General features: G+C 37.9%; 22 protein-coding genes. 3 read left to right on the top strand and 19 right to left on the bottom strand.

Annotation, left to right across the window (positions count from 1 at the left end; all coding sequences use genetic code 11):
- Window positions 1-7 precede the first annotated feature (7 nt).
- The 6 genes from HRK21_RS12405 to rpmG all read right to left on the bottom strand — a co-directional run bounded on the left by HRK21_RS12405 (window position 8) and on the right by rpmG (window position 4834).
- Window positions 8-1099, bottom strand: coding sequence for a YqgU-like beta propeller domain-containing protein (locus HRK21_RS12405; protein WP_070006642.1), 1092 nt, complete (start codon window positions 1097-1099; stop codon window positions 8-10).
- A 133-nt stretch (window positions 1100-1232) separates the two neighbouring features.
- Window positions 1233-2201, bottom strand: coding sequence for an ROK family glucokinase (locus HRK21_RS12400; RefSeq protein ID WP_003738861.1), 969 nt, complete (start codon window positions 2199-2201; stop codon window positions 1233-1235).
- Window positions 2202-2225: 24 nt separating this feature from the next.
- Complete coding sequence (locus HRK21_RS12395; RefSeq protein ID WP_003729908.1) at window positions 2226-2438, bottom strand: YqgQ family protein; 213 nt, start codon at window positions 2436-2438, stop codon at window positions 2226-2228.
- A 13-nt stretch (window positions 2439-2451) separates the two neighbouring features.
- A complete protein-coding gene (locus HRK21_RS12390) occupies window positions 2452-3990 on the bottom strand; it encodes a rhomboid family protein (protein WP_077952761.1) in 1539 nt (512 codons plus the stop codon).
- A gap of 98 nt (window positions 3991-4088) precedes the next feature.
- On the bottom strand, window positions 4089-4628 hold the full coding sequence (locus HRK21_RS12385; protein WP_070006640.1) for a 5-formyltetrahydrofolate cyclo-ligase: 540 nt from the start codon (window positions 4626-4628) through the stop codon (window positions 4089-4091).
- Window positions 4629-4684: 56 nt separating this feature from the next.
- Window positions 4685-4834 (bottom strand): 50S ribosomal protein L33, encoded by a 150-nt coding sequence (gene rpmG, locus HRK21_RS12380; RefSeq protein WP_003719608.1) that lies wholly within the window; start codon window positions 4832-4834, stop codon window positions 4685-4687.
- Between the two features lie 197 nt (window positions 4835-5031).
- Between rpmG and HRK21_RS12375 the strand changes: the two genes are divergently transcribed.
- From HRK21_RS12375 to rsgA, 3 genes are all read left to right on the top strand, one after another.
- On the top strand, window positions 5032-5388 hold the full coding sequence (locus tag HRK21_RS12375; protein ID WP_003736513.1) for a hypothetical protein: 357 nt from the start codon (window positions 5032-5034) through the stop codon (window positions 5386-5388).
- A gap of 27 nt (window positions 5389-5415) precedes the next feature.
- Window positions 5416-5895 carry an MltG/YceG/YrrL family protein gene (locus HRK21_RS12370; protein WP_003738858.1) on the top strand — a complete coding sequence of 160 codons (480 nt, stop codon included), beginning with the start codon at window positions 5416-5418 and terminating at the stop codon, window positions 5893-5895.
- 158 nt (window positions 5896-6053) lie between these two features.
- Window positions 6054-7094: a ribosome small subunit-dependent GTPase A gene (rsgA, locus tag HRK21_RS12365; RefSeq protein ID WP_070006639.1), complete on the top strand. Its 1041-nt coding sequence runs from the start codon at window positions 6054-6056 to the stop codon at window positions 7092-7094.
- 38 nt (window positions 7095-7132) lie between these two features.
- Here the strand turns inward: rsgA and pnp are convergent, their stop codons facing one another.
- From pnp to HRK21_RS12300, 13 genes are all read right to left on the bottom strand, one after another.
- On the bottom strand, window positions 7133-9304 hold the full coding sequence (gene pnp / locus HRK21_RS12360; RefSeq protein ID WP_070006638.1) for a polyribonucleotide nucleotidyltransferase: 2172 nt from the start codon (window positions 9302-9304) through the stop codon (window positions 7133-7135).
- Window positions 9305-9552: 248 nt separating this feature from the next.
- Window positions 9553-9822 (bottom strand): 30S ribosomal protein S15, encoded by a 270-nt coding sequence (gene rpsO / locus HRK21_RS12355; protein WP_003719603.1) that lies wholly within the window; start codon window positions 9820-9822, stop codon window positions 9553-9555.
- A 136-nt stretch (window positions 9823-9958) separates the two neighbouring features.
- Complete coding sequence (locus HRK21_RS12350; protein ID WP_003738855.1) at window positions 9959-10903, bottom strand: bifunctional riboflavin kinase/FAD synthetase; 945 nt, start codon at window positions 10901-10903, stop codon at window positions 9959-9961.
- A gap of 69 nt (window positions 10904-10972) precedes the next feature.
- Window positions 10973-11887: a tRNA pseudouridine(55) synthase TruB gene (gene truB / locus HRK21_RS12345; RefSeq protein WP_069888868.1), complete on the bottom strand. Its 915-nt coding sequence runs from the start codon at window positions 11885-11887 to the stop codon at window positions 10973-10975.
- Between the two features lie 95 nt (window positions 11888-11982).
- Window positions 11983-12327: a 30S ribosome-binding factor RbfA gene (gene rbfA, locus HRK21_RS12340; RefSeq protein WP_003719600.1), complete on the bottom strand. Its 345-nt coding sequence runs from the start codon at window positions 12325-12327 to the stop codon at window positions 11983-11985.
- Window positions 12328-12342: 15 nt separating this feature from the next.
- Window positions 12343-12621 (bottom strand): DUF503 domain-containing protein, encoded by a 279-nt coding sequence (locus tag HRK21_RS12335; RefSeq protein ID WP_070006637.1) that lies wholly within the window; start codon window positions 12619-12621, stop codon window positions 12343-12345.
- Complete coding sequence (gene infB, locus HRK21_RS12330) at window positions 12618-14963, bottom strand: translation initiation factor IF-2 (RefSeq protein ID WP_003738852.1); 2346 nt, start codon at window positions 14961-14963, stop codon at window positions 12618-12620. Before infB ends, HRK21_RS12335 begins: the two co-directional genes overlap by 4 nt.
- A gap of 22 nt (window positions 14964-14985) precedes the next feature.
- Window positions 14986-15285, bottom strand: coding sequence for a YlxQ family RNA-binding protein (locus tag HRK21_RS12325; RefSeq protein WP_003729918.1), 300 nt, complete (start codon window positions 15283-15285; stop codon window positions 14986-14988).
- Window positions 15278-15562, bottom strand: coding sequence for an RNase P modulator RnpM (rnpM, locus tag HRK21_RS12320; RefSeq protein ID WP_003729919.1), 285 nt, complete (start codon window positions 15560-15562; stop codon window positions 15278-15280). Before rnpM ends, HRK21_RS12325 begins: the two co-directional genes overlap by 8 nt.
- Before the next feature lie 14 nt (window positions 15563-15576).
- Window positions 15577-16695, bottom strand: coding sequence for a transcription termination factor NusA (nusA, locus tag HRK21_RS12315; protein WP_069888870.1), 1119 nt, complete (start codon window positions 16693-16695; stop codon window positions 15577-15579).
- A 29-nt stretch (window positions 16696-16724) separates the two neighbouring features.
- Window positions 16725-17192, bottom strand: a complete 468-nt coding sequence (gene rimP / locus HRK21_RS12310) for a ribosome maturation factor RimP (protein ID WP_003729921.1) — start codon at window positions 17190-17192, stop codon at window positions 16725-16727.
- A 181-nt stretch (window positions 17193-17373) separates the two neighbouring features.
- Complete coding sequence (locus HRK21_RS12305) at window positions 17374-21705, bottom strand: PolC-type DNA polymerase III (protein WP_003738850.1); 4332 nt, start codon at window positions 21703-21705, stop codon at window positions 17374-17376.
- A gap of 106 nt (window positions 21706-21811) precedes the next feature.
- Window positions 21812-23518: a proline--tRNA ligase gene (locus HRK21_RS12300; RefSeq protein ID WP_003738849.1), complete on the bottom strand. Its 1707-nt coding sequence runs from the start codon at window positions 23516-23518 to the stop codon at window positions 21812-21814.
- Window position 23519 lies beyond the last annotated feature (1 nt).

The raw sequence follows: 23519 nt of genomic DNA, 5'->3' as shown, positions 1-23519 counted from the left end.
CGTTGTTTTAAAAAGATTTAGTTGGTGTATTAATTAGATTATACATTTTACCTGTTTTCGTATCGATTACCTTATCAAATAAATAACCATAGAGAACCAAATCCCCTGTTTCATATGATAAAATAGGCTGGTTATCCATTAATTCCAAGATAGTCGATTCTTTTTTGTTCGTTGGATCAATTTTTACTAACTTATACTCTTTTGATCCGCTACCAATTTTAGCGCTTTTATACGGAACAAATGTAAGAAAAGAATTCTTATCAAAATTTGTATCAAAATACGGAACAAAAGTGCCTAATTCATCATACTCTCGTGCAGCATTATACGAAAAGAAATTTTGAAATCCAAGTGTTCTAAAATCGTATAATAATTTTTCATCAGAGTTTTTTTCAATAGTAAGCAATACATTATCATGAACAGCAAATTGCATAATATTAGCTACAATCAAATTTTTAGTAGCGCTATCTCTAATATCTTGTAAATAAAGGTTTCCTAATTCATCATCCGGTTTGTCTTTATTGTTTGAAATTACCAAATTATCTCCGTACCACGAAATAAAGGGTGACGCGACGTCTATTTTATCCAGTTGATCCAATGTATAATTCCAATTTTCTATTTGGAAATTCCATTCTGGACTATACGTGACAAACATAATTTTTTCAGGTGACTCGTCGTTCCAATAAAATGTCGTCGTTAAAGGTTTTGTTGCTCGTGATGCAACAGTTGAACCATCATTCAAAGCAATTATTCGCATTGTGGCTTTTTCAGCTGATTCAGCAGAATAAAGTAAGATATTTCGATAATCTGGACTAATTTGGACTTCAGAAATAGATTCCTTCGTATTAAAGATTGGTCTTTTCTTTTCATTATAAATATTCAATTCTTCAAAATACGTAACTCCAGATTTTTTAGTTTGCAGCAAAACAGAATCTTTTGACAGCCAACCAACCACTCGCTGGAATTCTTTTGTTTTAATTTGAACACCTTGCACTTCTTTTGCAGTCTTTTTTGGCGTTTCTTTTTCCTCCGAGCAACCAAAAGAGATAAAAACCAACCCTACTAATAAGGTAATCATCAAAAAAACATTTGATTTTTTCATCTCTGGCCTCCAATCTCTCTATGCTAAAATTTTACCCTTTTCATAGGAAGCTAAAACAATGCGTTATAGAAAGATTATCTTTATAAAACAAGCTACAATAATGGAGTGTTATTGTAGCTTATACAAATTAATATTAATCTTCACTTGGTAGTGCTAACCATGCAGCTCCAATTATCCCTGCGTCATTCCCTTTTGTCGCAATAGATAATTTAGTGGATTCTTTCACCGCCGGGAAAACCATTGTCTCAAAATAAGTTCTAACCGGCGTTAATAATTGGTCGCCTGCTGCTGAAACTCCGCCGCCGATAATAATTTTCTCTGGATTTAACATATTGCCAATGTGACTAAGCGCTAAAGCCAAATAGAAAGAAATTTTATCAATGGTTTCATTTGCTAAAGCATCACCTTCTGCACCTAATTCAAAAATCAATTTAGAAGTAATTGTTTCGTCATTGTTTATTGCATCTTTAAGTGCAGATTTACCTGTATACTCTTTCGCTAAATCTTTCGCTACTCGAACGATTCCCGTTGCTGATGCGACAGTTTCTAAACAGCCCTTTTTGCCACATGTGCAATCATAACCGTTTTCCGGAACTACAGTTACATGACCAATTTCACCAGCAGCTCCGCGAATACCATGTAAAATTTTGCCTTCTGCGAAAATCCCGCCGCCAACACCTGTTCCAAGCGTTACGAAAACGACATTAGCTCCACCTTCACCTGCACCTTTCCAGCGTTCACCAAGAGCGGCAACATTGGCATCATTATCTAATATGATTTTTAAACCAGTAATATTTTCTAAATCTTGACTAACATTTTGTTCTTCAGCCCAACCTAGGTTATAAGCTCCTTTAACTGTGCCAGTTTCATAATTAACAGTCCCTGGAGTTCCCATTCCAATACCATAAAATATATCATTATCTAGTTGTAAATCTGTTAATTTTTGATTGATGGAGTCGCCAATATTTTTAACAATATGGGCACCTTTATCTTCAATATTTGTATCAATTGTCCATTTTTCTTCAATGTCGCCTTCTTTTGTTAAAATAGCTAACTTTGCTGTTGTCCCGCCTAAATCTACACCAATTAATTTTTTGTTCATTCTGCTGTTCTCCTTATAATCAATTTAATTTAAACTACTATTTTTTCGTTGTTCTTTGATTAATTCTTGTTTCAATATACTTCTAGCTCTGGCAAAAAGTTCTCTATCTAAAATATTATGTTTAAAAAGTTCTGTAATTTCATATTCCATCATTTCGATGTCATATTGTCGTTTTCCTAAATAAACAATAATGCCATGCTTTCTAAGTAATTGGGCAACATCATAAACTGTTTTCACATTAAAAAACCTCTTATTCTTTGATTTTTTCTAACTCATCGTAATAAGAATCAAAAAATGGATTGCTTGATAATTCTCTAGCTCTGTTTGCTTCGTTAATTGCATTTGGTATATCCCCTTTTATTCTATAGCAAACGGATAAATAATAATGAGCTTCTGGGATATCTTTGTCGATATTAATTGCTTCTTTAGCCATCGCTTCTGCTTTATCTACTTGCTTATCCTGTAAAGCTATAGAGGAAGCGTACGTATACGAATAGCCATCCGCACTTCCGCTAGAAATTAAATTATCGGTGATTTTTGTTGCTTCTTTTTTATTTTGTTCTTGAAGATATTGTTGTACAGCCACATTTGCTTGCATCGGATCATACGGTTGCTCTCCTTTTTGGTAGCCAAAGTACAAAAATAAAATAGCTACAGCAAAAAGCGAAATACCATATGCGAGGCGGCGCCAATGAAAAAATTGTTTCGGTAATGACAATGCTCCTGCAAGTAAAAAGCCACCGACTAAACCACCAATATGGCCGGCAATGTCAATTTGACTAGAAAATACGTCAATTAGTAAATTGATTGCGACAAGTGAAGCAATGCTGACACCAATGGTTTTTGCATAAAGATTCGGTTTTAAAACAACCAAATAAAGTAGCGCGCCCATTACTGCAAAAACGGCAGTACTCGCACCAACAGATAAATTCATGTTTAGTGCAAAACTAGCTATGTTTCCGCATATTCCTCCTAAGAGAAGAATGAGCACATAACGCCATTTACCATAAATACGCTCTGCCCATGCACCAACAATATATAGCATAACTGCATTGGAAGCTAAATGCATTAATCCACTATGAAGAAAAATTGGTGAAATAAAGCGCCACCATTCTCCGGCATAAATAAGTGGATTAAATTTCCCGCCCCATTTAATTAAGTTAAATGAATTGGTCGTTCCACCTTGGAAAGAAAGCCACAAAAATGCTGCAACTAAAAGCCCTAAGAATGTATACGTAACAATTGGTTTGGAATTTCTAGCAACTTTTTGTTCTTCATTTACTTTAGTAGTGATATACGCGATGACTTGCTCTCGCTCTTTCGCTACTAGCTCTTTTGTTATTTCCATTGGAAGAATAAACGCTTCTTCGGGTAATTCTAACGTTTTAATAAGTATATCTAGATGCTCTCTCATTTGTTCGTTCGCTAGTAAAATATTTTCTAATTTCACTTTTTCATTTGGAGAAGCAATGGATTGTCCAAAAAAAGGGGAAATATCACCCATTGGTTCAAATGGTGTTATATAAATATTTACAAGAGGCAATTTTAAACGCCCCATTTGCTTACGAAGGTTTTCCGTAACATGTAAAGTGTGTGTCACATCTCGTTCCACCACATTAGCCCAACTTAATTCTTTCATCTGAATACGGATGACTGGTCTTTTTTTCTGGCCTATATTTTCCAACCAAAGTTCTTGTTTCTCCTCATGAAGGTGGATTAAACGGTATTTTTCAACACCCAAGAAATAATTAGTTAGGCGCCAGAAGACATATTGTTCTTGGAAGCTCAAAAAATTCCCTGCTTTCATTACAAATTATATTTACTACTATACGCAAAAAATAGGGCGTTGTAAACAATCCACCCTATTTTCTATAGAATTATTTTTTCTTATCCTCCTATCAGGATAGAAACTGGTTTGTCATGCATTTCAGGTGTAAACGCTATTTGCTGTTCATACAGATATAAGGATACTGTTGGTCCTTGAAAATCCATTAGGAATCTATCATAAAATCCCCCACCAAAACCAATTCTATAGTGTTCTTTATTAAAGGCAACTCCAGGAACAATTAATAAATCAATGGCTTTCTTATCAACTGTTTCTGCTAATTCATTTGGTTCTAAAATGCCAAACTTAGATTTTATTAAAGGATGTACAGAATCCATTTTTTTAAATTCCATTTTCTTGCTAGGATAGTATGTTTTTGGGATTAAAACGGTTTTCCCTTCTTTTTTCGCTTGTAGGATGATTGTCTCTGTTTCAATTTCAGGGTGTCTTGCTAATGTGATGCCAACAACCTTAGCGTTTTTCCATTCTGGTAATAAAAATAATTTTTCTGCTAATTTAATAGAACGTTCGCGATGTTCTACTCTATCAATGCTATTCAAATTCCGTAGAACTTGCTCACGTAGTAGGCATTTATCTTCCATTTCGACTTCCCCCTTTTGTACTAATAAAAAAAGCAACAGAATGGAGATCCTGCTGCTTACTTAGTTTCGCGGTGTAAAGTTACACGGCGTAATCTTGGACAATATTTTTTTAATTCAATACGTTCCGGATTTTCACGCTTATTTTTAGTAGTGATGTAATTACGATCACCGCATTCAGTGCATTCTAAAGTAATATTAACGCGCATTATTTTTCCCTCCAACTCCGACTGACGAATTTATTTACTAAACCTGTATAATAATATCATTTTTAATCAGTTGTTGCAAGGACTCTATGCATTTTCTTTTTATTTTCTTTACAAAACCTTATTTCGGATGGTGTTTTGAGCTAAATTATGCTATAACTAGTAGTAGAGTTTATGGAAGAGAGGTGTGTATAAAACCCATGACCACAGTCATAATTATCTTACTAATTGCTGCTATTGCGCTGTTTGTTATTTCGTTTCTACAAAAAGGCGACAATAAACAATTAGAAAAAGAACTGGAAGATGTTGCTGCTCAGTGGATGCAGGAAAACTTTGAACTAAAACAACGTATCACTGAACTAGAAAAAGCAATGAAAATGGATAGCCCAAGCGTTGAGGCTGAGCAAGTTCCTGATAGTCCCAAAGTTCGCGAATTAATGAAAAAACAAGTGATTACACTTTATACTTCTGGAATCGTAACTTCAGAAATTGCCGAACAGTCATCCTTGCCTAAAGAAGAAGTAGAAAAAATCATTGAAGAATATTTAAAACATTGATTTAAAATTTAAAGGAGGAGCCTATCTGTGAAGAAAAACTTACGGATGTTGGCACTAGGTTTCTTAATATCTGCCGTTGTCTTACTGGTGTATAATCAGTTTTTCTCAACTCAGACCAAAGCAGATGAAACAAAAGCCACATCAACAAAAGCTGGTTCTGATGAAAACTCAAATACATGGAAAACCAAATATGAAAAATTACTAGCTCAGCAAGAAATGGACAAAGCAGCGGAAGCGGAAGCGAAGAAAAAAGCAGAAGCCGATGCTAAAAAGAAAGCGGAAGAAGCAAAGAAAGTAAAGAGTTATACTTTAACGATTTCTAAAGGAGATCCTTCTTCTAAAGCTGGTGATGAACTTCATGCAAATGGTATTGTTAAAAATTCCTCGGAGTTCGATAAATACTTGCGAGATAATAATTACGAAAAATACATTCGTGATGGTAGCTATACTCTCAAAAGCGACATGAGCTATGAGACTATCGCAAAAATTTTAACACATAAAAACTAAAAAAAAGGAAACAAGTATAGAGCTTGTTTCCTTTTTTATGTTATTATTTAAGAAAGAAAGGATGATGAATTATGGCAATTGTAGAAATGGAAAACCTCATAATTAATACGGGGGTATTTTGCCTATAGAATGCTCCCAACTACAAAGGAGCGAAAACATTGATATTAGAACAATACGGTTTCACAAATTTTTTTAAAGAACAAAAGATAGCTGCTACGTCCTCTTATGGTAGAGTGACGGCGGTATTTAGAGATTATTATCGCGTTATTACGGAGAATGAAGAATTTTTAGCATCATTGAAACGTGGAAATTTTTATGAGCTATCCTCTACTTCCCTTCCCGCTGTTGGTGATTTTGTAGAGGTCAGCAGCGATTCGCAAATACTCTCTGTACTGGAGCGTAAAACGGTCTTTTCTCGAATGAATAAAGACTCAGAAGAACAATTGATTGCCGCAAATTTTGATTATGCGCTCATTGTGATGAGTTTGAATCATGACTTTAATTTAAATCGATTAGAGCGTTATTTAACGGTTGCTTGGGATAGCAGCGCAACACCGATTATCATTTTAACAAAAGCAGACTTAGTGGAAGATTTAACAGCCTATACTCAGCAGCTCGAGACAGTTGCTTATGGCGTTCCAGCTTACTATGTGGATAATTTATCACATCACGGTTTTGAAGCTTTAAAACGTGATTTAAAGCCGAATAGTACACTTGTCTTGCTTGGCTCTTCTGGTGTCGGGAAATCTTCTTTTATTAATTCGCTAGCAGGTACTGATTTAATGAAAACTGCTGGTATCCGCGAAGATGATAGTAAAGGAAAACATACGACGACACATAGAGAAATGCATTTGCTTATGAACGGTTGGATTGTGATTGATACACCTGGAATGCGTGAATTCGGTGTTGGTTTTAACCAAGCTGGGTTAGAAACCACTTTCTCGGATGTAGAGGACTTGGCTGAAGGATGTCGTTTTCACGATTGCACACACACACAAGAACCAGGTTGCGCTGTCCAAGCAGCATTAGAAGATGGCAACTTAACGATGCAACACTACGAAAATTGGTTAAAATTGCAGCGAGAAATGGCTTATCACGCCCGAAAAAATAGTCCTGCTCTTGCAAGACAAGAACGTGACCGCTGGAAAGTTATTCAAAAATCACTTCGGACACATTTAAAAACACGTCCAAAAAAATAGTAAAAAAAGCAAGTAGCTCAGGCTACTTGCTTTTTTTGTTATTTAGATTCTGGTTTTTTCGTTTTAGGATAGAATTTTTTCTCTGCTTGTGGTTTTTTATCGCCTTCTGGTTGTTCTTTTTTCTCAAGCAAAGCTTTACGTGATAAGTTAACGCGACCTTGTTGGTCTACTTCGATAACTTTAACAGTAACTTCATCACCTAGTTTTAGGATATCTTCTACTTTACCAACACGTTCATGTGCTAATTCAGAAATGTGAACTAAGCCATCTGTACCTTTGAATAATTCAACAAATGCGCCAAATTTTTCGATACGGCGAACTTTCCCTGTGTAAACTTCTCCCACTTCTACTTCACGAACGATGTCTTCGATGATAGCAATTGCTTTACGGTTCATTGCTTGATCTTGAGAAGCAATGTACACTGTACCATCTTGTTCGATATCAATTTTTACGCCAGTTTCATCAATAATTGCATTGATTTGTTTTCCACCAGGCCCGATAACATCTTTGATTTTCTCAGGTTTGATGTTCAGTGTAATGATTTTTGGAGCATAAGCAGAAAGTTCTTCACGTGGCGCGCTAATTGTGCTAGTTAAGTGTTCTAGAATGTGTAAGCGACCTTCTTTTGCTTGTGTCAATGCTTCGTCCAAAATTTGACGGCTTAAGCCATCGATTTTGATGTCCATTTGAAGTGCTGTGATACCATCTTTTGTTCCAGCAACTTTAAAGTCCATATCGCCAAAGTGATCTTCCATACCTTGGATATCAGAAAGAATGGTGTAATCATCGCCAAGTTTTACAAGACCCATTGCGATACCTGCAACTGGCGCTTTAATCGGAACACCAGCATCAAGCATTGCAAGTGTAGAACCACAAATACTTGCTTGAGAGCTAGATCCGTTTGATTCAAGAACTTCTGATACTAGACGGATTGTGTACGGGAATTCCTCTTCGGAAGGAATAACATATTGTAACGCACGTTCACCTAACGCACCATGACCGATTTCACGACGACCTGGAGCACGACGAGGACCAGTTTCTCCAACACTAAATTGCGGGAAATTATAATGGTGCATAAAACGTTTGTATTCTTCGGTCCCTAAACCATCAATGATTTGGTGTTCACGAAGCGGTGCCAGTGTACATACGCTTAGAGCTTGAGTTTGGCCACGAGTGAATAAACCAGAACCATGGACACGAGGAAGCATACCAACTTCAGAAGAAAGTGGACGAATTTCGTTTACTTTACGACCATCTGGACGGATTTTATCTTGAGAAATCAAACGACGCATTTCGTCTTTTTCAATCATTTCAAGAATATGAGCTACTTCGCCAAGAATTTCTGCTTCGTTTTCTAATTCTTTTGCTTTATAGCTTTCTAAAATTTCTTCTTTTACATCTTCAATTGCAGCTTCACGTGCTTTTTTCTCTTCTGTTTTGATAGCTGCTTTCATTTTACCTTCACTTGCTGCTTTTACTTCTGCTTCAAGTTCAGGATCGCTTACGAAAAGTTCAATTTCGCGTTTTTCTTTACCAACTGCAGCGATGATTTGTTGTTGGAATTCACAAAGGCGTTTAATTTCTTCGTGACCAAACATGATTGCTTCAAGCATTGCTTCTTCTGAAACTTCTTTTGCTCCAGCTTCTACCATGTTGATAGCATCGTAAGTTCCTGCAACGGTTAAGCTAATATCGCTTTTTTCTGTTTGCTCGATAGTTGGGTTGATAACGTATTTCCCATCAATACGACCCACATCCACACCAGCGATCGGTCCTTCAAATGGAATATCGGAAATAACTAATGCTACAGAAGAGCCAAGCATTGCTGCCATTTCTGGAGAACAATCTTGATCCACACTAAATACAGTAGATGTAATTTGAACTTCATTACGGAAACCTTCTGCAAATAATGGACGGATTGGACGGTCAATGAGACGTGCTGTTAATGTCGCACGATCACTAGGACGTCCTTCACGTTTTAAAAATCCACCGGGAACTTTACCAACGGAATACATTTTTTCTTCATAGTTAACTGTTAGTGGAAAAAAGTCGCCTGGACGTGGTTTTTTAGAACCTACTGCTGCTGTTAAAACGACCGTATCTCCGTAACGAATTAATGCTGCTCCACTTGCTTGTTTTGCTAATTGACCTACTTCAACAGATAATGTTTTACCTGCCCATTCTGTTGAAAACACTTGTTTTTCAGACATAATTTAATCTCCTTTGATTAGGAAAAACACGAACCAGAAACTTTACCATGCATAAGAATGTTCACGCACACTTTAGATTTTCTAAAGCACACATGAATCCAAAAACCTACTAAAAATAGCAATTTTCTAGAGCACGTTTTTGGATTCATGCGATAAAGTTTCATTTCTGCGGCGTGTTTTCCAAAATTTAGTGTACTTAATACTCAAAAAAAAGCGGGAACTTTTGGTATCCCGCTTTCGTCTGGTTTTTATCGACGTAAACCTAAACGTTTGATAAGTTCGCGGTAACGTTGAACATCTTTTTTACGTAGGTAAGTTAATAGGTTACGACGGTGACCTACCATTTTCATTAATCCACGGTAAGAGTGATGATCTTTTTTGTGTACGCGAACGTGTTCATTTAAGCTATTGATTTCAGCAGTTAATACAGCGATTTGTACTTCTGGTGAACCAGTATCTGTATCATGGACACGGTACTCTGCAATAATTTCATTTTTGCGTTCTTGAGTTAAAGCCATTTCTTTCCACCTCCTTCTAAAATATCCCCGATTACTGAGCCAAGCGTCGGTGAGTCGCAAAAGCCAAGTAATGGTTCTGTTCGTACAGATTTAAAGATACACTATTTAGCCTCCAAAAGCAAGCAAAAATAGTCGTTTAATCTCCTAAATTAGCAAAAAATGCTCTTGTATCTTGTTCGTCTTTTTCTAACTGGGCAATCAAACCTTCTACACCGTTAAATTTAAGTTCTGGACGGAAAAATTGATACCATTCGATTTCTGCTTCTTCGCCGTAAATTTCGCGGTGGAAATCTAGAATATACACTTCAATGGATAGCGCTTGATCGTCTTTAAACGTGATATTGTAGCCAATGCTAGCCATCCCCAAATGCGTTTCCCCGTTCACGCGGAATTTCACTGCATAGACACCAAGCTTTGGAATCAAGTAATCTTCCTTTACGCGGATATTCGCTGTTGGGAAACCAATTGTTCTACCGCGTTTATCTCCGTGAATGACGGTTCCTTTTGTTGTATATGGATAGCCTAGCAGTTGATTTGCTTCTTCTAGCTCACCTTCTGTAATCGCACGTCTGATATTTGTCGAGCTAATTTTATCACTTGCAGCAGTTTGTTTATCAACAATCGTCACTTCAAAACGACCATCAGCATATTTAGCTAAATCAGTCATTTTACCTTCGCCTTTTTTACCGTAAGAATAGTCAAAACCAGCTACCACATGTTCCACGTTTAAAGCGACTAAGTAATTATCGACAAAAGATTGTGGTGATAATTCGGAAAACTGTGTAGTAAAGCGGACTACATACATAATATCTACACCAAGCTCAGCCATTTTTTCCACTTTATCTTCAAGTGGTGTAAGGTATTTTACTTGTTTGCGAATATTGCTTAAAACGACAGACGGGTGCGGATCAAAGGTTAATACTGCTGTTTGAAGGCCTTTTTGTTTCGCAATTTGTTTCGCTTGTTTAATGACTGCTTGATGACCTAAATGCACGCCATCGAAAAAACCAAGCGCCATTACTTTTTTTATGCTAGTCCATTCATCTGTTGTAATCGGATGATGTAAGTATATCGTCTTCATTTTTGCCACTTCTCCTCTAAATTCGAATTCCTCTCATATCATAATATAAGAAAGCTATGGTCGCAATAACTATGCTTGATGTAACTCGATGACTTTTTCTGGTTTCCAAAGGTCATTTTTCTCTGGGTGAGGTTTGTAAATTGCTGTTAATTTATCTTTGAAAATAAGCGCAGCACGAGGCTCATTCTCCACCTCTTTAAATAGCGATTTTGGTAAAAGACCGCCATTTAAAACTTTCGCATGGATTTCTTCATCAATCACTAATTTAGCCATGGATTCAATGCCTTTTTCCAGCGGATATAAAAAGTTGCTATCACTCGCTTGCATCATATCATCAATTTCTGCCAGCGTTAAGCAATCTTCTTTTTTGAAAAAGCCACTACGAGTCCGTTCTAGTTTGGACATGTGCGCTGGATATCCTAATAATTCGCCAATCATAACTGCGAGCGTACGAATATAAGTACCTTTTCCACAGGATATTTCTAACTGAAAAGTCGGATTTGCTTCATTTAGCGTAGCCACGCCATCTAAACGAGTTAACGAATAAATATCCACTTGCCTGGATGGGCGTTCCACCTCTATACCAGCCCTTGCATATTCATACAATTTCTTACCATTGACTTTTACAGCAGAAAACATAGGGGGAATTTGAGTGATTTTTCCAGTCAATTTAGTGAGCGCGACTTGAAGTTCATCAGCAGAAATGTCTACTAATTCCTTGGTCATAACCGTTTCACCAGTCGCATCTTCCGTTGTAGTCGATTTACCTAATGTTATTTCTGCTACGTAGACTTTCCCTTCATCTGTTACGTATTCTGCGAGTTTTGTCGCACGGCCGATACAAATTGGAAGTACCCCCTCCACTTCTGGATCCAGCGTGCCAGTGTGTCCTACTTTTTTTGTATGTAGTATTTTTCTTAATTTAAAAACGCAATCATGACTCGTCATCCCGCGTTCTTTCCACAGTGGGATAATACCGTTCATCCGGCTCCTCCTTCTAAGAAAAAAAGTTTAAGGCAATGACCCACTTACATCCCGTTTGACTGAGAAGATAAAGGGACTGCCTTAAACTTTTATGATTATTGATCGTTATTTAAGTCGCGAAGCAATTCATCGATTCGATTTCCGTAAGCGATGGAATTATCTATTTCAAAAGACATTTCTGGAACTTTACGAAGTCGAATACGACGACCGATTTCAGAGCGGATAAAGCCATGCGCTTTCGCAAGTGCGAGTAACGTATTTTCTTTTTCCTTATCGGTACCAAGAATGGAAATGAACACCTTAGCTTCTTGTAAGTCACCAGTAACATCAACTCCCGTTACAGTAACAAAACCTAAGCGTGGGTCTTTAATTTTACGATTTAAAATATCGCCCAATTCTTTTTTCATTTGCTCACTGACACGATTTGCTCTTACGTTCAATTGTATCCACCTCTTTTATACCTTCTCCATAACTGTCTCGGCGCGTTCCCATTCAGGAAAAGAATCGAGAAAAGTAAGTACTTCTCTGGCTTCTTTTTCTGCTTGGATGTGCGAGGAAGATACGATAGCAAAGCTAATTTCCGCTCGCTGCCATAAATCCTGATAATCCGTTTCGGCAATGGAGATATTGAATTTTTGTTTTGCTCTCGTTAAAATTCGTTGCAGTATAGCGCGTTTTTCTTTGAGGTTTTGTGGTTCCTGCATGAAAAATTCACTAATTACTGATTGAATCATTTTCTTTCAATTTCTTCCATAACGTATGCTTCAATAACATCGTCTTCTTTGATATCGTTGAAATTTTGTACGGTGATACCACATTCGTATCCTTTTGCAACTTCTTTCGCATCATCTTTAAAGCGTTTAAGTGTAGCAATTTCGCCTTCAAAGACAACGATTCCGTCACGGATAATACGAACACCACTATCACGAGTAATTTTACCATCTGTTACGTAACAGCCGGCAATTGTACCCACTTTAGAAACATTGATTGTTTGACGAACTTGCGCTTGACCAATAATTTTTTCTTGGAATTCTGGATCAAGCATCCCTTTCATCGCTGCTTCAATTTCATCAATGGCTTTATAGATAACACGGTGCAAACGAATGTCTACACTTTCGTTTTCTGCTGCTTCACGCGCTTGAGCTGTTGGACGAACATTAAATCCAATAATAATGGCATTAGAAGCTGCTGCAAGTGTGATATCTGACTCATTGATAGCTCCAACTGCAGTATGAATGATTTTAACGTTAACACCCTCTACATCAATTTTACGAAGTGATGCAGCAAGAGCTTCTACAGAACCTTGAACGTCTGCTTTAATAATAACGTTCACTTCTTTCATTTCGCCAGCTTTCATATGTTCAAATAAGTTGTCTAAACTTACACGGTTTGTTGCAGAACGTTGTGCTACTAACGCACGGCTTGCACGAGTTTCACCAATATTTCTTGCTGTTTTTTCATCTTCAAAAACAACAAAGCGATCGCCGGCTTGTGGCACATCATTTAATCCAGTGATTTCAACTGGTGTACTAGGTCCTACTTTTTTCACGCGACGACCTAAATCATTGACCATTGCACGAACACGCCCAAACGTGTTACCAACAACAATTGGATCTCCGATATTAAGTGTTCCGTCTTGTACTAGTAAAGTCGCAACTGGTCCACGGCCTTTATCAAGTTCTGCTTCGATGACAGAACCGATAGCACGACGATCAGGATTTGCTTTTAATTCCTCTACTTCAGATACAAGTAAAATCATATCTAATAAGTTTTCAAGACCTTCGCCGAATTTAGCTGAGATTGGTGCGAAAATAGTATCGCCGCCCCAAGCTTCTGGAACTAATTCATACTCAGTTAATTCTTGCATTACACGGTCTGGGTTTGCTTGTGGTTTATCAATTTTATTAACAGCAACAATAATCGGCATTCCCGCAGCTTTTGCATGGTTGATTGCTTCAATTGTTTGTGGCATAACACCATCATCTGCTGCTACAACTAAAATCGTAATGTCCGTAATTTGCGCACCACGAGCACGCATTGCTGTAAAGGCAGCATGTCCCGGCGTATCAAGGAAAGTGATTTTTTTGTCATGAATTTCTAATTGGTAAGCACCGATATGTTGGGTGATACCACCAGCTTCTCCTAAAGTAACTTTTGTATTACGAAGGGAATCTAGTAATGTTGTTTTACCATGGTCAACGTGTCCCATAATAGTAACAACTGGTGGGCGTTCAACAAGTTTAGTCTCATCAATCGCTTCATTTAGTTCATTTTCAAAGTACACATCTAAATCTGTTACATCGACTTTAATTTCTTCTTCTACTTGCACACCGTAGTCATCACAAATTAGTTCGATTGCATCTTTATCTAATGATTGGTTAATTGTTGCAACAACACCAAGCATAAATAATTTTTTGATTAGTTCAGATGGTTCTCTGTATAATTTTTTCGCTAATTCCGCTACTGTTAGAGATTCGCTGAAAACGATTTTTTCAGGAAGTTCTTTTGGTTTTGGCGGAGTTGGTGGTACTGTACTGTGGTTTAGTTTCCCTTTTTTCTTCGTGTTACGTCCTTTATTATTAAAATTGCCGCCGCGATTCGGACGATTATTTCCGCCTGGACGATTCGGATTGCCGCCTCCTGGACGATTACTGTTGTTATTATTGTTACGTTTTTGTCCGCCAGCTTGTTGGTTACCACTAGATTGTGTTTGGTTCCCTGTATTTGCTGGTTTGTTTGTAGCTGGTTTTGCGCCTTGGCTTTTGTTTGCAGTTGCTGGTTTATTAGCTTGTCCTGCTGGTTTATTTGGTTTATTCGACTTTTCATTACTATTTGTCATATTTGGTTTGTTTGGCCCCTTACTATTTCCATTTTCGTTGCTAGTAGTTTCTTTCTTTGGTGCTTCGGCTTTTTTATTTGTGCCATCAATGGCATTATCTAATTGTCTTAATGCATTTTCATTAATAGTGGACATATGGTTTGCCACTTCAATACCTAAGTCTTTTAATGCTTCAATGACTTTTTTGCTTGATACTTGATGTTCTTTTGCATATTCATATACACGAACTTTACTCATGTCGTACACCTCCGTATAAGATTCAACCGAGTAATTCTGCTAATTTAATAGCAAATCCTTTATCAAGTATTGCAACGATTGCACGTGTGTCTTTGCCGATTGCACCCCCTATCATTTCCCGGGTACCGGCTTTTTTCACGACAACATTGTAGTATTCACACTTGTTGCGGATTGTTTTCTCGGTTTTTTCGGATATATCTTCTGAAATGAGAACCATTTTTGCTTTCCCATTTCTAACTGCTTTTAGTACTAATTCTTCACCAGTGGTAATTTTACGTGCTCGGTTAGCGAGGCCTAATAAGGAAAGTGCTTTTTTATCCATTCGTTGGTTCCTCGAGAGACTTCACATAAGTAATTAACTCATCATAAAAGGACTCTTGTTCCGGCATTTTTAGTTGGTGAAAAATAGCGTTTTTCTTTTTCGCTTTTTCACATGCTTCTACACTTTTAACAATGTAGAAACCACGTCCAGGTGCTTTGCCTGTAGGATCTATCGTAAGCGCTCCGTCTTTCGAATACGCAATACGAAGAAGTTCGCCTTTTGGCAAGCGTTCACCGGTAATAATACATTTTCGAAGGGGGATTTTTTTATTACGCATGATAATTCTCCTTTTTACTCTTCATCTTCTGTAAAAGTTTCGCTCTCTACTTCTTCCACTTCTGGCGTTTCTACGTTATTACGAGGGTAGATGCCTAGCTCAGTTGCAACTGTTTCACTTTTAATATCAATTTTCCAACCAGTTAGTTTTGCTGCTAAACGAGCGTTTTGACCACGTTTACCAATTGCTAGTGATAACTGATAGTCTGGTACGATTACCGTTGTTGCTTGGTCTGCTTCGTTCACAATAACATCTAACACTTTGGAAGGGCTAAGTGCATTAGCTACGAATGTGAAAGGATCTTCTGACCATTCCACGATATCAATTTTTTCACCTTTAAGTTCATTGACGATTGTTTGGACACGTGCACCTTTTGGTCCGACACATGCGCCAACTGGATCAACTTCTTCATTTGCTGTGTAGACAGAGATTTTTGAACGATCTCCCGCTTCACGTGCAACAGATTTGATTTCTACAACACCATCATAGATTTCTGGAACTTCCATTTCAAAAAGACGCTTCAGTAATCCAGGATGTGTACGGGATACAAAAATTTGTGGCCCTTTTGTCGTTTTCTCTACTTTTGTTAAATATACTTTGATGCGATCATGTGCATGATAAGTTTCGTTTGGCATTTGTTCGTTTTGAGACAAGATAGCTTCGATTTTACCAAGGTTTACATAGATAAAACGAGAATCTTGACGCTCAACGATACCAGTCATAATGTCGTCTTCACGGTCGATAAATTCATCGTAAATGATGCCACGTTCCGCTTCACGAACACGTTGCGTCACAACTTGTTTTGCTGTTTGAGCTGCAATACGTCCAAAATCTTTTGGCGTTACTTCAAGCTCCACTACGTCACCTGGTTTGTATACTGGATTCAGTTTGTGTGCTTCTTCCATAGAGATTTCAAGACGAGAATCAAATACTTGTTCTACTGCTTCTTTTCTAGCTAAAACACGGATAGAACCGTTTTCCATATTTAAATCTACGCGTACGTTTTGTGCATCTTTGAAGTTTCTTTTATATGCGGATGTAAGAGCAGCTTCAATTGCTTCTACTAAAACCTCTCTTGAAATACCTTTATCATGTTCTAACACATGAAGAGCATCTAATAATTCTGTGCTCATTTTTTATTCAGCTCCTTATTTTTTGCTTTTTAAAATTGAATTGCAAGTCTTGCTTTGGCTACTTTGTCTTTAGGAATTTCACAAGTGATTTTGCGTGTTTTATCCGTGATAGTAATAACGAGTGTTGTGCCGTCATAACTAACAAGCGTTCCTTCCCACATTTTACGACCGTCAATTGGCTCATAGGAAGTGACGTGAACATATTTACTTACCGCATTTTCAAAATCTTGCTCTTTCTTCAGTGGACGTTCAGCACCAGGTGAAGATACTTCTAAAAAGTAGTTTTGTGTAATGGGATCATTTTCGTCCATTTTCTCACTAACTTTTTCGCTCACGGCTGCGCATTCATCGATATCTACGCCACCATCTTTGTCAATAAAAATTCGTAAAAACCAATTTGGGCCTTCTTTTTCAAAGACAATATCTACGAGTTCTAGTTGAAGTTCGTCCGTGATTGGCGCAACAATTGCTTCTACTTGTTCTAGTACTTTACTCATTTCAGCCTCCTTAAGAGATACGCTTTTCCAGCTAATTCGTCCCCTACTTCTGCCACAGGTGACTCTTTGACAGATTTGCAAAACGAAAGCGTGGGCATTGGCCCACGCTTGGCTGAGTTATCGTAGTATTTCTTAAATAAGTTTATCACAAATTGTGACTACAAGCAAGTTTTGCCCATTTTTAGAATAGCGACAACTGATTTTGATCAGGCAATCCTTCCAAACATCCTTGATCATCCATGTACTGGATGATTGTTTTGGATACTTTTCCTCGTTGTTGTAAGTCTTCTTTGGATAAAAATTCCCCATTTTCGCGTGCAGCTACAATTTGTTTCGCTACGTTTGTTCCAAGGCTCGGAATCGCGTTAAACGGCGGAATAAGCGAATCTCCATCAATCAGGAATTCATCCGCAGACGATTTGTATAAATCGACTTTTTGGAAATGGAAACCGCGAGCAAGCATTTCATTCGCAATTTCTAGAACAGTTAATAAGTTTTTCTCTTTGGTTGAAGCTTCCATCCCTTTATCATTTACTTCTTTCATCGTTGCTTTCACGGCTTCTTTTCCGTTTACCATCGATGTTAAATCAAAATCATCCGCACGAACGGTGAAATAAGTCGCATAGAAGTAAAGTGGATAATGTACTTTGAAATAAGCAATCCGTACAGCCATCAAAACGTAAGCAGCTGCATGGGCTTTCGGGAACATGTACTTGATTTTTTTACATGATTCAATGTACCAAAGCGGCACTTTATTCGCCATCATCGCTTCTTCCATTTCATCTGTTAACCCTTTACCTTTACGCACAGACTCCATAATTTTAAAGGCTAACGAGCTTTCGAGTCCTTGATAAATTAGGAAAACCATAATATCATCACGACAACCAATTACATCTGGCAGTTCGCAGGTTTTGTTTTTGATTAATTCTTCTGCATTTCCAAGCCAGACATCCGTCCCATGGGAAAGACCAGAGATTTGGACTAGCTCAGAAAACGTGGTTGGCTTTGTTTGTTCTAACATTTGTCGTACGAAACGCGTCCCAAATTCGGGAATTCCGAGCGTCCCTGTTTTGGAATCAATGTCTGCTGGTTTAACACCAAGTGACTCAGTCGACCCAAAAAGTTTCATTACATCTGGGTCATCGGTTGGGATTGTTTTTGGATCAATACCGCTTAAATCCTGTAACATCCGGATAGCAGTCGGATCATCGTGTCCAAGTATATCGAGTTTTAATACATTATCATGAATCGAGTGGAAGTCAAAATGGGTCGTTTTCCATTCCGAGTCCGTGGCATCTGCTGGGAACTGTACCGGTGTAAAATCGTATACATCCATATAATCAGGAATAACGATAATACCACCTGGATGCTGACCAGTAGTACGTTTAACGCCTGTACAACCGGCTACTAGTCGATCAATTTCTGCCCCGCGAATAGTCATATTCATATCGCGCTCATAATTTCGAACATAACCAAAAGCGGTTTTCTCTGCAACAGTACCAATCGTCCCCGCACGGAAAACGTAGTCCTCACCAAAAATTTCTTTTGTATAAGCATGGGCTACCGGTTGATAATCTCCTGAGAAGTTCAAATCGATATCGGGTACTTTATCACCTTTAAATCCTAAGAAAGTTTCAAATGGAATATCTTGTCCTTCTTTTTGATAAGCGGTTCCGCAGTGTGGGCAATCTTTATCAGGTAAGTCAAAACCCGAACCAACTGAACCATCATCAAAGAACTCAGAAGCCTTACAATTCGGACAAAGATAATGCGGTGGAAGTGGGTTTACTTCGGTAATTTCTGTCATTGTAGCAACGAAAGAAGAACCGACCGACCCCCGCGAACCTACGAGATAGCCATCTACAAGCGATTTCTTAACCAGTTTATGTGAAATAAGATAAATAACCGCAAATCCGTGGCCAATAATACTTTTCAGTTCTTTTTCAAGTCGAGCTTCCACGATTTCCGGTAAATTCTCACCGTACAATTGGTGCGCCATTTCATAACTCATATTCCGAACTTCATCTTCTGCGCCATCAATCTTCGGTGTGTATAATTCGTCTTTGATTGGTTTAAGATCTTCCATCCAATCAACCACTAAATTCGAATTCGTTACAACAATTTCTTTTGCTTTTTCTTCACCGAGGAAAGCGAATTCTTTCAACATTTCATCTGTTGTGCGGAAATGGACATCTGGTAATTCAGCACGATTTAGAGGGTTAGCTCCACCTTGCGAATGAATCAAGATTTTCCGATAAATTTTATCCACTGGGTCTTTGTAATGGACGTTACCAGTTGCAACAACTGGTTTTCCAGTTTTTTCACCAACACGAACAATATTTTTCAATATTTCTTCTAGCGCTTTTTCATCACGAACAAGTTCCCGCTCAATCAGCGGTGCATAGACTGGCTTCGGTTGAACTTCAATGAAATCATAGAATTCTGCTACTTTTTCTGCCGCTTGCATCCCTTTTTGCATCATTGCTTCAAATAGTTCTCCTTGGCTACAAGCAGTTCCAATTATTAAACCTTCACGTAATTTCTTTAGCTGTGAGCGAGGAATACGAGGTACCCGGTAAAAGTAATTAATATTCGACATCGTAATTAATTTGAAAAGATTCTTCAAACCAACGGCTGTTTGTGCATAAATCGTCGCATGGAATGGTCGCGCACGTTTGTATGCATCGCCTTCTCCCATATAATCATTTAGAGAATCATGGAAATCAATATCGTGCATTTCTTTTGCATCTTTAATTAACTTCCAAGCCAAATATGCTGTAGCTTCCGCATCAAAAACAGCTCGGTGATGTTGTTCAAGAATAATATTGAATTTCTTGGTTAAGGTATTCAAGCGGTGATTTTTAAAATGTGGATAAAGAAAACGAGCTAATTCTAATGTATCGACAACCGCATTTTCTGCCTTTTCTAGTCCAACTTTTTCATAAGCCGTGTTAATAAAGCCCATGTCAAATGAAGCGTTGTGAGCCACAAGAATGTCATCGCCACTCCATTCTTTAAATCGTTTTAAAACTACATCAATTGGATCAGAACCTTTGACCATATCATCTGTAATACCAGTTAGATTAATGGTAGTTGCAGAAAGCGGGTGACCAGGGTCAATAAAGGCTTCAAATTTATCGATAATTTCGCCATTCTTCATTTTTACGCCAGCAAGTTCGATAATCGTATCGTAAACAGCGGACAATCCTGTTGTCTCCACATCAAATACGCAATATGTTGCATCTTGCAGGGCGATATGTTGATCGTTATAAGCGATTGGAACACCATCATCTATTAGATTGGCTTCGATACCAAAAATAACTTTCAAGCCATACTTTTGACCTGCCCCATATGCTTCTGGGAAAGATTGCGCGACAGAGTGATCAGTAATAGCAATCGCTTTGTGCCCCCAATCAGCAGCTTGTTTGAACAGAGAATCTACAGATGACGTAGCATCCATTTGACTCATTGGAGAATGGAGATGTAGTTCTGCTCGTTTTTCTTCCGCTGTATCGAGACGTTTTACTCCAGCAATTTCATTCACATCTTGTGCCATCATAATTAAATCCCGTACGAAAGTATCATTTTGAACACTTCCTCGTACTTTAACCCACATACCTTTTTTCAAGTTTTGGAACATTGCTGCATCCTCGTTATCACGAGAAAACATTTTTATAATCATCGAACTTGTATAGTCGGTAATTTTGAATTGTAACAAACTACGACCACTGCGTAGCTCTCTAATTTCCGTCGCGAAGATTAAGCCTTGAACGGTAATACGACGTTCTTCATCGTAAATATCACCAAGACGTTTCACTTCTTCCTCATCTTTAATTTTGTAACCAATTTGGAACGGACCAGTTAATGGAGCTGCTCCACCGCCACTTTGTCCTTCTGCTTGTCGTTTTTGCATAACTTGAACAGCTTCTGCGGCTTTTTTCTGATCTTCTTCTTGTTTGGCTTGTGCAAAAGCTTTGTATTCTTCGGTTTCAGATTGATCTAGCATATGCATTTTCATTGCCAGACGCGGGAAACCAGCTTTTCCATAGCTTTCAATGATTTTTGCTTGGAATCGTTGTTGGATTGTTGCTTCTTCCATATCATTATGAACCGCTAATTCAATAAAATGAGGTTCTTTAAATGTAGGTTTTTGCTCCATCAAAAGTTTTCCAATCATCGGGGACTGCTTTCCAATCGGCTCTACAATGATGTTCCAATAATCTTGAATGAGCGCTTCATTGATTGTTTGATTTTCTGGAACTATTTGCATTTCTGTTTCTGCAATTTGGCTGAATGCTCGCTTCATTCCAACATCCATCATATGGAAAAGTGCTGCTGGAAAAATTTGTGGAACATGTAAATGAAATTGCCATGTTTTATTTTTCTTATCGGCAACTAGTTTTTCGATTTTAGCATCTTTTGTAAATTCTTCGTAGGTTGTTACATCTTGTAAACCGATTTGTGTCATTAACAGCTGAAATCGTTCTTGTTTTTCTTCCTCTTTCGCAGTCATTCCGAATAACACCCCTTCATTCAAATTTATAAAAGCCAGATGTCCCTCATAACTCGTTTTTTATAGGAACGAGTGGAGTTTCATCTGGCACGAATAGCTCAATAAATTATTTATCTCCAAAGAGTATAGGTAGCGTGTTTAGAAGTTCATCTTGACGAACTTCAATCATTTCGCCAGTTTTTCTGATTTTCACTTCCACAACGCCTTCTGCTGCTTTTTTCCCAACTGTAATACGAATTGGTAAACCGATTAAATCCGCGTCTGCAAACTTAACGCCCGCTCGCTCCGCACGATCATCGATTAAGACACTGAAGCCAGCATCTTGTAAGGATGTATAAAGTGTTTCTGCAAAAGCAACTTGTTCTTCGCTCTTCATATTAACAGGAATTAAATGCAAATCAAACGGACTAATTTGTTTGTCCCACACAAAACCATTTTCATCATTCGATTGTTCCGCAATGGCAGATAAAATACGTGATACGCCAATTCCGTAACAACCCATAATGATTGGCTGTGCACGACCATTTTCATCTAATATAGTGGCATTCATTGCTTGACTATATTTCGTTCCAAGTTTGAAAATATGACCTACTTCGATACCTTCAGCAAATTTGATGACACCTTGGCCATCTGGAGATAGATCGCCAACTTGAATCATACGTAAATCAAAATAGCTTGTTACAGTGAAATCACGATCCGGATTCACATTGATATAGTGGAAACCATCTTCATTTGCACCCACTACGGCGTTAACAATGTCTTTTACCGCATTATCCGCAAAAACACGCGTATTTTCAGGAACATTGATTGGCCCTAGAGAACCAAAATTTGCTCCTAATAATTCTACAGCAACTGCTGGATCGACTAATTCTACATTGGTTGCATCTAAAGCATTTTTGATTTTAATATCATTCACTTCATGGTCGCCGCGAACGAGAACCATAATAACTTCTTCATCCACTTGATAAAGCATCGATTTCATTGTTTTTTCAATGGGTACTTCTAAAAACTCAACAATATCAGCAATCGATTTTTGATCTGGAGTAGCGACTTTCTCTAATTCTTTCTCCAGTTCATGCGATTTTTTCTCCATATATAAAACTGGCGCCATTTCAGTGTTGGCTGCATAATCAGAAGCATCACTATAAGCAATTGTATCTTCACCAATATCAGATAACGCCATAAATTCTTTGGATTCATTCCCGCCGATAGAACCAGAATCCGCGATAACAGAACGGAATTCAAGCCCACAACGAGTAAAGATATTCGAATAAGCTTGGTGCATTAAGTTATACACTTCATCTAAACTTTCACTTGTTGCATGGAAAGAATACGCATCTTTCATAATGAATTCACGACCGCGTAATAAACCGAAGCGTGGACGTTTTTCATCACGGAACTTTGTTTGAATTTGGTATAAAGTAAGTGGCAAACGTTTGTAAGATTTAACTTCATCACGTAAAAGTGCCGTAATAACTTCTTCATGTGTTGGCCCAAGCGCAAAGTCGCGAGAAGCTCGGTCTTTTAGACGCATTAATTCTGGACCGTAATCATTCCAACGACCAGACTCTTGCCAAAGTTCAGCTGGTTGAAGGGCAGGCATTAATAGTTCTGCAGCGCCAATTGCTTCTAACTCTTCGCGGATAATTGTTTCGATTTTTCTTAACATCAATGTTGCAAGTGGTAAATAACTATAAATTCCACTAGCTGTTTGTCTTATAAAACCAGCACGAAGAAGTAATTGGTGACTCTTTACTTCCGCATCTGCTGGGACTTCTTTTAATGTTGGTATAAATGTCATCGTTTGACGCATT

The sequence above is a fragment of the Listeria monocytogenes genome (genome assembly GCF_013282665.1).
Classification (GTDB): Bacteria; Bacillota; Bacilli; order Lactobacillales; family Listeriaceae; genus Listeria; species Listeria monocytogenes_C.
Note: the sequence above shows the minus strand (reverse complement) of the source record. Positions and strands in the feature narration are given on the sequence as shown.